This is a genomic window from Brevibacillus sp. YAE8, from assembly GCF_057543335.1.
The window spans coordinates 1-549 of sequence record NZ_BAAIYG010000141.1 but is presented as its reverse complement, the minus strand read 5'-3'; the positions used below and the strand labels follow the sequence as shown (position 1 = coordinate 549).

Genomic DNA, 549 nt, shown 5'->3' with positions numbered 1-549 from the left:
AAGTTTGGTGAAAACAGCGATAAATGAGACGGTTTGCATACCAACTTCTCAAACGCTTCATAAAACCTTTCTATATAATTATCGGCATCTCCGCTGGCTGTAGGGATAAAACAGATTTTCGGCACATCTATATGAGCTTGTGACAGTATGTATTGATCCAGAAGCAAGTTATCCGGCTCCATCGAAAAACCTCCGCCGCCCATGGCTATAATTTGTCTCATTTCAATCATTCCTTTCAAAAAAGTGATATAGAAAATGTAAATTCATACAATTTCAAACAAGAAGTTTTCCGTATAATGGAAGAGTGATAAAAAGGTGGTGCGAAGCTTTTGAAAATAGTACGAACACTTATACTAATACTAGGTATTTTTATTATCTTGTTTTGTATTTTTGGCTATATCGATTATAACGGTCAAAAAATGGAACTTGGAGCCAAACAAGAAAAAAACATTCCTTCTTCCATTAACACTGACGGAGGTGCAATTACGCTATCTGCTGTAAGCGAAAAGTACGATAAAACGCAGTTTGGCTTTTTTGTTATTCAAAACA

The 549-nt window shown here is 35.5% G+C and carries 1 protein-coding gene and 1 pseudogene; one reads left to right on the top strand and one right to left on the bottom strand.

Translation table 11 applies throughout. The features are described 5' to 3' along the window. A partial coding sequence (locus AC27IT_RS28055) for a Type 1 glutamine amidotransferase-like domain-containing protein (RefSeq protein ID WP_487092301.1) occupies positions 1-221 on the bottom strand: 221 nt, incomplete at its 3' end. A 108-nt stretch (positions 222-329) separates the two neighbouring features. Between AC27IT_RS28055 and AC27IT_RS28050 the strand changes: the two are divergent. Beyond that, a pseudogene (locus AC27IT_RS28050) lies at positions 330-549 on the top strand (immunoglobulin-like domain-containing protein); the annotation flags it as partial.